Consider the following 7,812-nt stretch of genomic DNA (forward strand, 5'->3'; position numbering starts at 1 on the left):
CGGCCACCCAGGAGCCGCTGGCGTCGTAGGGGATGCTGTCATCATCCTGTGAAAAAGAGGCGTCCATGGAGCGCAATCAATCGGGGTGAGTGGGGACGAGGAGGGACCCGTCTCAAATCGTAACAACGGGTCATATTTGATCGTCCGTGCAATTATGCACGTTACAATCTGTCGGTGCGCCCGATCCGTGTCAACGGATTGTCCAACCAACATCACTCCGCGCCGCTCAGGGATTTCTTCACTCAAGCAGCGATGTCGTTTTGCGGCATCGCACAACCGCCGGTCTTGAGCCGGTGGTTGGTGCCGCAAGGCTTTTCCAAACCACCCCCCGGGGTGGTTTGTTTTTGGTGGGTGCCGAAGGCGTGTTGACAGGGGCTCGGCAGGGGCTCAGTGCCCCTGGCTGCCTCGGTGGGCCCACACGGTGGTGCGCTTCTCGATGACCGAGAACAGCTCGTACATCACCATGGCCATGGCGCCCACCACCACGAGGCCGCCAAACGCCAGCCCCATCTGCATCGACGAGCCGGCGCTGATGAGCAGGTAGCCGATGCCTTCGTTCGAGGCCGTCATCTCCGACACCGTGGTGCCCACGAAGGCCAGCGTGATGGCGACCTTGAGCGAGCCGTAGAAGTACGGCATGGAGCGCGGCAGGCCGACCTTGACCAGCACGTCCCAGCGTTTGGCGCCCAGCACGCGCAGCACGTCTTCGAGTTCGGGCTCCAGCGTTGCCAGGCCGGTGGCGATGTTGACCGTGATCGGGAAGAAGCTGATGAGGAAAGCGGTGAGCACGGCCGGTCCCACGCCGATGCCAAACCACACCACCAGGATCGGGATGAAGGCGGCTTTGGGCAAGGCGTTGAAAGCCGTCATCAAGGGGTAGATGGCCGCGTAGGCCAGGCGTGAGCTGCCGATCAGGAAGCCCAGTAGCACGCCCACCACGATGGCGATGCCAAAACCCACCATCGTCACCCACAGGGTGCGCCAGGCGTGCTTGAGGATCTCGGCGTGGAACTCCACCAGTTGCTCGGCGATGCGGGCCGGGCTGGGGAAGATGTACTCGCTGACGTTGAAGGCGCTGCAGATGGCCTGCCAGATCACGATGACCAGCAGCAGCAGGCCCCAGGGGGCCCAGCGTTCGAGGTGCTTGGTGTGGCTCGTGCTCATTGGGCGATCTCCACGGGGGTGCCCAGCGTGGTGGGCTTGCGCAGCGCGCCGATGTGACCGCGCAGCTCGTGCACGACGGCGGTGAACTCGGGGGTGTAGGTGACTTCGAGGTCGCGCGGGCGGGGCATGTCGATTTCACGGCGCGCGAGGATGCGCCCGGGGCTCTTGCTCATCACGTAGACGGTGTCGGCGAGGAACACGGCTTCGCGCAGGTCGTGCGTGACGAGGATGACGTTGAAGCCGCGCGCGGCCTGCAGGTCGCGCAGGGCGCACCACAGCTCTTCGCGCGTGAAGGCGTCGAGCGCGCCGAAGGGCTCGTCGAGCAACAGCATCTGCGGCTCGTGGATGAGGGCGCGGCAGATGGAGGCGCGCTGCTGCATGCCGCCCGAGAGCTGCCAGGGGAACTTGTCCTCATACCCGCCCAGGCCGACGCTCTGCAGCAGGGCGCGCGCCTTGGCTTCGTACTCGGCGCGCTTGGCCTTGAAGGTGGAGCGATAGGGCTCGACGATTTCAAGTGGCAGCAGCACGTTGTCGACCGTGGTGCGCCAGGGCAGCAGCGACGGGGCCTGGAAGGCCATGCCGGTGATCTTCAAGGGGCCGGTCACGGGCTGGCCGGCGATGGTTACCTTGCCTTTGGAGGGCATCTTCAGCCCGGTGGTGAGCTTCATGAAGGTGGACTTGCCGCAGCCCGAAGGCCCGACGATGGCGACGAATTCGCCCTGGCGCATGGTCAGGCTCAGGTCTTCGACGGCGAACTGCCCATTGGTGAGCAGCTCGTCGTTGTAGGCCAGCCAGACGCCCTGGAAGTCGACGTAGGCATCCATGGTGTGGTGTTCCTCAGCGGTGGTGGGTCTCAGCGTGTGCGTTGCCGATTCACTTGGCGGGCGGCAGCACGTTGAGTTCGGTCGCCGTGGGCAGGAAGCTGCCGTTCCACACCGCGCTCGGGTTGATGCGGGTCTTGGTGGCGTAGGCATCGGACACCTGCGAAGCCATCAGCGACAGGCGGCCGGCGTTGACCTGGCCAAAGCCCTCGGCGCGCGCGTCGGGGCTGGCGACCACTTGCTCGATGGCCATCTTCAGGCGGCGGGTTTCGAGGTCGACGTTGATGATGCCGTCGCGCGCCTTGACCGCGGCGATGCCGACGGCGGGCTGGGCCAGCACTTCCTTGGCGCCCTTGGCGAAGGCCTTGAGGAAGGCCTTGACCGCTTCGGGGTTCTCCTTGAGCAGCTTGGGCGAGGCGATGATGGCGTTGCCGTAGAGCTTCACGCCGAACTGGGCGTAGGGGAACATCACCACGTCGGCTGGCTTGGCGCCGCGCGCTTCGAGGTTGAGCAGCGAGGTGAACGAGAAGCCGGTGATGCCGTCGACGTCGCCTCGAACGGCCATGGTCTCGCGCAGCGGCGGGTCCATGCTGACCCAGGTCACGGGGCCGATCTTGTTGGCCTTGGCAAACAGCGTCCAGGCCTTGCGGCCGGCGTCGAACACGGGGGCGCCCATCTTCTTGCCGGTGAAGTCGGCCGGGGTCTTGATGCCGCTGGACTTGAGCGCGAAGGCGGCGGCCGGCGTGTTGTTGTAGACCATCATGATGGCCACGGGCTTGTTGGGCGCGTCGGGGTTGTTGGCGTGGAACTCCATCAACGCGGCCATGTCGGCAAAGCCCAGGTCGTAGGTGCCCGAGGCCACGCGCGTGACGGTGCCGCCCGAGCCGCTGCCGGCGTCCAGCGTGACGTCCAGGCCAGCTTGCGTGAAGTAGCCCTTGGCGATGGGGTGCAAAAAGAGACCGGCCGGGCCTTCGAAGCGCCAGTCGAGCTGGAACTTGATGGGCGTGGCGGCGTGCACCGACATGGGGGCCATGGCGCACAGGGACAAGGCGGTGGCGGCGGCGATGCGCGCGAAAACGGTGCGGCGGGTGAGCTTCATGGGGGGCTGTTGGGTGGACATGCGAGCGGGCTCCTGTTGCAAAACTGTATGCAAATCAGCTGTAAAACTGTATGCAGTATTGCAATGAACGCAAGAAGCGTGCGCGCTTGAACAGGGCGGTGTGGGCATGGAATCTGCAATCGACGGCCGCTGTTTTCAACAACAGGTGCCGATGCACCAAACCTGGAGTGCCCATGTCCATTCGCAATTTCGCACTGTCTGTGCTGGCGCTGTCCGCTGCAGCCGCCACGCAGGCCCAATCCAGCTACAACGTCTATGGCGTCATCGACCTGAGCGTCGGATCCATGCAGTTGAGCGGCCTGCCCACTGCGGCCGACAACAAGCGCCTCACCAAGGTCGATGGCAACAACATGACGACCAGCTTCCTGGGTTTCAAAGGCGTGGAGGACCTGGGTGGTGGCCTGAAGGCGGGCTTCACTTTGGAGGCGTTCCTGCGCCCCGACACTGGCGCCCAAGGCCGCAGTGACGCCAACACCACGGTGACGCCGAACGTGCCTGCGGACAACTTCTGGGGCCGCGCTGCCAACGTGTACCTGCAAAGCGACCTGGGCAAGTTGACCATTGGCCGTCAGGGCAACCTGTTGTTCGGGCAGGTCGCGTCCTACAACCCCTTTGGTGGTGCCTTCGGTCTGTCGCCGGCGGTGCGCCTGACCTTCGGTCGCTGGAGCAATGACAAGGGCGATTCGGGCTGGAGCAATGCCATCACCTACTCGTCGCCCAACCTGGCCGGCTTCACGGGATCGGTGTCTTACCAGGCGGGTGAAGACAGCACGCTGAACGAGCGCAACAGCTACGCCCTGGCGGCGAACTACGCCAACGGGCCGTTCGCCGTGGGGGGCGCTTGGCAAACGGTGCGTTCGGCCGACGCTCCGAAGGTCAATTTGACCAAGGGCCAGCGTCAGAACTTCGGCCTGGTCAGCACCAGCTATGACTTGGGCGTCGCCAAGCTGTTCGGTCAGTACGCCGAGTTCTCCAACAGCGGCTACAGCGGTGCCTCGCGCATCGACACCCAGCTGTATCAACTGGGCGCCTCCATCCCCGTGACCAAGATGTCCAAGGTCATGGTGTCCTATGGCGAGAGCAAGGAAAAGCCGGTGCAAGGCGGCACCACGCCGGTCACCAAGCACCGCATCACCTCGGTGGGCTACGACCTGAACCTGTCCAAGCGCACCGACGTCTATGCCGTGGTGATGGTCGACAAGGAGCAACTGGCGAACTTCGAGTCGGGCACCAGCGTGGTGTTCGGCCTGCGCCACGCGTTCTGAGCCCAGGCGCTGGGCGTCGGTGGGATGATGGCGGGATGTGTCCCGCTTCATCCCTCGACGCTGCGGTGTCACCGGCCTTTTCGGGCCGGTCTCATCGCGCAACCGACCCAGGCCCTGTCGGGCCGATCGGCCTGATGGCCGCCATGCCGCAGGAACTGCAGGCCCTCATCGACTTGATGCCCGATGAGACCTCGGTTCGCTGCGGCGCTCGCGTTTTCTGGCGCGGTCACCTGCATGGGCGCGAGGTGGTGGTGACCCTCTCCGGCATCGGCAAGGTGGCAGCCGCCATCACGGCCACTTTGCTGGCCGATGCCTTCGGGGTCTCGCAGATCTGGTTCACCGGTGTGGCCGGTGGCCTGGGTGCCGAGGTGCGCGTGGGCGATGTGGTTGTGGCCGACGCCTTGGTCCAGCACGACATGGACGCGTCGCCGCTGTTTCCCCGGCACGAGCTGCCAGGTCTGGGGCGCAGTCGCCTGCACCCGCCTGCCGAGTTGACCGAGTGGGTGCAACAGGGTGTAGAGCGAGCGCTCGTCGACGTGCACCAGCACGTTCCCTTGCATGCGCTGGGGCTGCCTCAGCCCCGAGTGCACCGGGGTCTGATCGCCAGCGGTGACCAGTTTGTTGCCTCGGCCGCAGACACCGAGACCTTGCGCCATCACCTGCCCGATGTGCTGGCCGTGGAGATGGAAGGGGCGGCGGTGGCCCAGGTCTGTGATGCGTTCGAGCTGCCCTTTGTGGTGCTTCGCACCATCTCGGACCGAGCCGATGCGTCGGCGCACCTGGACTTCACGCGTTTTGTGGAGCAGGTGGCCAGCCCGTATTCGCTGGCCATCGTTTCGGCGCTGCTCAAGGGCGCCGCCCAGCGGTAACCGCGACCCCGCTCCGTCAGCAGGGGCACCCGCGTCACACCGGCCTCGTGCAGCTTGCGCCGCAGTCGTGACACGGCCAGGTCCACCACATTGAGGTGGCAGCCCTGCTGACCCAGCTTGGAGCGAGCCATCAGCTCGGCCCGAGACATCACCGCGCCTGGCTGTGCCATCAAGGCCTGCAGCACCAGGCTTTCGCTGCGCGACAGTGGCACGCTCAAGGGGCCGTGTTGCAGGCGTTGCGCGGACTCGTCCAGCTCCCATTGGCGTTGGTTGCCATGCGTGGGCTTCCTCCTGAGCAGCGCTCGCAGGCGCGCTTCGAGTTCGCGCTCGCTGATGTGGCGCGGGTCGACCACGGCGTCGGCGCCCCAGGTCAGGGCCAGCACCTGGTCAACCGCCTCAGGCTTGTCCATGAAAACCACCACGCGAGCGTTCCAGGCCTGGCGGGCGGCTTCGCACACCTGAAGCTGTTCGCGATCGGCATGGCGCACGCGTGCGAGGACCAGGTCCACGCCCGGGCCGGCGAGCACGGCAGGCAGGCGGCTGGTGCGGGCCACAGACAGGGCCAGCCGTTGCAGGCTGGGCGCGATGGCCTCGTGCAGGTGGTCTTCGGGGTCGATGATCAGGCAGTCACGCATGGCGGCGCTTTCGGTTGGAGCGGTGTCGCAAGGGCTTCACCAGACGGTCAGGGTTTTGGTCAACACGCGCTGCAACCACGAGCGCGAAGCGGCTTCGGAGATGTCGCCTTCGCCGGCTGTTTCCAGCCGAGCGTTGACCACGTCGGACGAGGCCACGAGGTTGCCGGCACGGATGTCGCCCGGGCTGACCACGCCTGAAAAGCGCATGCGCGTCACGCCCCGGTTGAAGGCCACCGCGCGCTCGCCGGCGATGACGAGGTGCCCGTTGGGCAGCACGTTGATGACTTGCACGGCGATCTGGCCGGTGAACTTGTTCGACTGTTCGGTGTTGCCATCGCCCTTGAAGCTGTCGCTGCCGGCGGCGCTGGCGTTGAGGTCGAGCAGCTCGCCGAAGAAGCCCCCCACCGACTTCGCGCCTTGCCCGGGGCCTTTGCTGGCCACGGCGTTCTCGCGGCTGTGATCGGTGGCGACCTTGCTCTGGCTGGCGAAGGACTCGGCGATGTCGACCTTGAGTTTGTCTCCCACTTGCCTGGCCAGCTTCTGACCCGAAAACAACGAGGCGACGGGCGCATCGGGCTGGAACAGCGAGCCCGGGTTGGTGCGCTCGAGGTAGGTGGGAGGCATGACGGGCGGCACGCTGAGCGGCCCTTGCACGATGCTGGGTGGGGTGTTGCAGCCGCTCAGCATGGCCATGTGCATGGCGAGTGCAAGGGCGAGCGGGCGCGAGCGCTTTGCCCGGTGCGGCGCGGGCGTGCGCTCTGCCTGCTGGTCATGCGCTGGGGCGGGAAACGTGGGTTTCATGAGCGGTGTCCTCAATGGGGCGGCGCGTCAGCCACCGAAGCCGGTCAGCAGGGCCTGAACCACCGGCGAGAGCTTGTCCTGCGTGGTGGCCCATTTGCTCGACTCGAAGAGCCCATCGATGCCATAGGCGCTGCTGGCCAGCACCTGGCCGTGCATCGAGCGCAGCGTCAACTGGGCCGATGCCAGGTAGGCGCGCTGTTCGCTGCGAAACGGTGGTGCGTCCCAGGTGACGGTGCCGCTGTAGAGCAGCCAGACGGGACAGGCCAGCGGTGTGGTGTCGGCGGCGTAGACGCGGCTGCTGACACCCGCTTGCGCCAAGGCGGTTTGCAAGGCGGGCACCACCTCGCTGGACGGCACCATGGGGTTGTGCGAGATGCACACCGCACTGGGGCGCGGCCCCGCGTGGTGCACGGTGTCGCTGGCGCGGCCTGGGGCCGTCGAGACCACGTGGCTGACCGCCAGGCCGCCGGCTTTGACCAGCTCCATCGCGGGCTCCAAGCTGAACAGCGCGCAAGCGCTCAGCGCCTGGCTGAGGCCAACCGCGGTCAGCAGGGGCAAGGTGCGGGCGTGCATGGCCTGGCCTCACAGCAAGGAGGCGATGGTCTGCGCGCCGGCTGTGAGCCCCGATCGCACGCTGTCTGCGGCGTCGCTCAAGGCGTCACCCACCTGGTCGATCGCGTCGTCGGCCAGCTGGGTACCCTGGTTCGCATAGCGCGCACCAGCCTGGATGAGTTGGCTGATGTCATCGACCACGTCACCCACGGCTTCGACGCCTTCTTGCGCGGTGCTGCCCAGGCTGGAGAGGGCCTGGCCACCTGCCGATGCGGCGTCGCTGATCACGTCGGTGGCCGCGTCGGCGATGCCGATGACCGATGCGGCCACGGGGCCGAAGGCCGCCGAGTTCTTCTCAAACTGACTGCGCGGTGCTTGTTGACACAGCTTGCGATCGATCGCGTGGTGGCTCGAAGCGCCGGGGAAACCGATGTTGCTCATGGTGGACCTTTCGGAGATGGTGTGAGCCCATCGTAGGCAGGCCGGTCCTTGGGCATGCCCCCGAAGATCGAGACCGAATCGGCCTTGCAAGCCTGTCCCGGTTTGATCGTTCATGTCGGCTGTGTGTCGAGGGCCGACAGGTCG

General features: G+C 66.1%; 8 protein-coding genes and 1 pseudogene. 2 read left to right on the top strand and 7 right to left on the bottom strand.

Annotated features, from left to right (window positions below):
* Positions 1-387 precede the first annotated feature (387 nt).
* The 3 genes from B2W70_RS02670 to B2W70_RS02680 are packed head-to-tail and all read right to left on the bottom strand — an operon-like array spanning position 388 to position 3,018.
* A complete protein-coding gene (locus tag B2W70_RS02670) occupies positions 388-1,164 on the bottom strand; it encodes an ABC transporter permease (protein ID WP_286742576.1) in 777 nt (258 codons plus the stop codon).
* The gene (locus tag B2W70_RS02675) at positions 1,161-1,988 is read right to left on the bottom strand and encodes an ABC transporter ATP-binding protein (RefSeq protein ID WP_286742577.1); all 828 of its coding nucleotides are present in this window, start codon (positions 1,986-1,988) and stop codon (positions 1,161-1,163) included. The genes B2W70_RS02670 and B2W70_RS02675 overlap by 4 nt, the downstream gene beginning before the upstream one ends.
* A 49-nt stretch (positions 1,989-2,037) precedes the next feature.
* Positions 2,038-3,018: an ABC transporter substrate-binding protein gene (locus tag B2W70_RS02680; protein ID WP_286742635.1), complete on the bottom strand. Its 981-nt coding sequence runs from the start codon at positions 3,016-3,018 to the stop codon at positions 2,038-2,040.
* Between the two features lie 260 nt (positions 3,019-3,278).
* Here B2W70_RS02680 and B2W70_RS02685 point away from each other — a divergent pair, with 260 nt between their 5' ends.
* The gene (locus B2W70_RS02685; RefSeq protein WP_286742579.1) at positions 3,279-4,370 is read left to right on the top strand and encodes a porin; all 1,092 of its coding nucleotides are present in this window, start codon (positions 3,279-3,281) and stop codon (positions 4,368-4,370) included.
* 176 nt (positions 4,371-4,546) lie between these two features.
* The gene (locus tag B2W70_RS02690) at positions 4,547-5,239 is read left to right on the top strand and encodes a 5'-methylthioadenosine/adenosylhomocysteine nucleosidase (protein WP_349677428.1); all 693 of its coding nucleotides are present in this window, start codon (positions 4,547-4,549) and stop codon (positions 5,237-5,239) included.
* Between the two features lie 53 nt (positions 5,240-5,292).
* On the opposite strand, the pseudogene B2W70_RS18410 reads toward B2W70_RS02690, so the two are convergent.
* The 4 genes and pseudogenes from B2W70_RS18410 to B2W70_RS02710 all read right to left on the bottom strand — a co-directional run.
* Positions 5,293-5,874 (bottom strand): annotated as a pseudogene (locus B2W70_RS18410) (response regulator transcription factor); the annotation flags it as partial.
* Between the two features lie 36 nt (positions 5,875-5,910).
* Complete coding sequence (locus tag B2W70_RS02700) at positions 5,911-6,675, bottom strand: flagellar basal body L-ring protein FlgH (protein ID WP_286742583.1); 765 nt, start codon at positions 6,673-6,675, stop codon at positions 5,911-5,913.
* A 27-nt stretch (positions 6,676-6,702) separates the two neighbouring features.
* The gene (locus tag B2W70_RS02705) at positions 6,703-7,248 is read right to left on the bottom strand and encodes a cell division protein FtsI (RefSeq protein WP_286742585.1); all 546 of its coding nucleotides are present in this window, start codon (positions 7,246-7,248) and stop codon (positions 6,703-6,705) included.
* A gap of 9 nt (positions 7,249-7,257) precedes the next feature.
* A complete protein-coding gene (locus B2W70_RS02710; protein ID WP_286742587.1) occupies positions 7,258-7,668 on the bottom strand; it encodes a hypothetical protein in 411 nt (136 codons plus the stop codon).
* Between the last annotated feature and the right edge of the window lie 144 nt (positions 7,669-7,812).

The organism is Aquabacterium sp. UBA2148, assembly GCF_002328915.1.
Taxonomy (GTDB): domain Bacteria; phylum Pseudomonadota; class Gammaproteobacteria; order Burkholderiales; family Burkholderiaceae_C; genus Aquabacterium; species Aquabacterium parvum.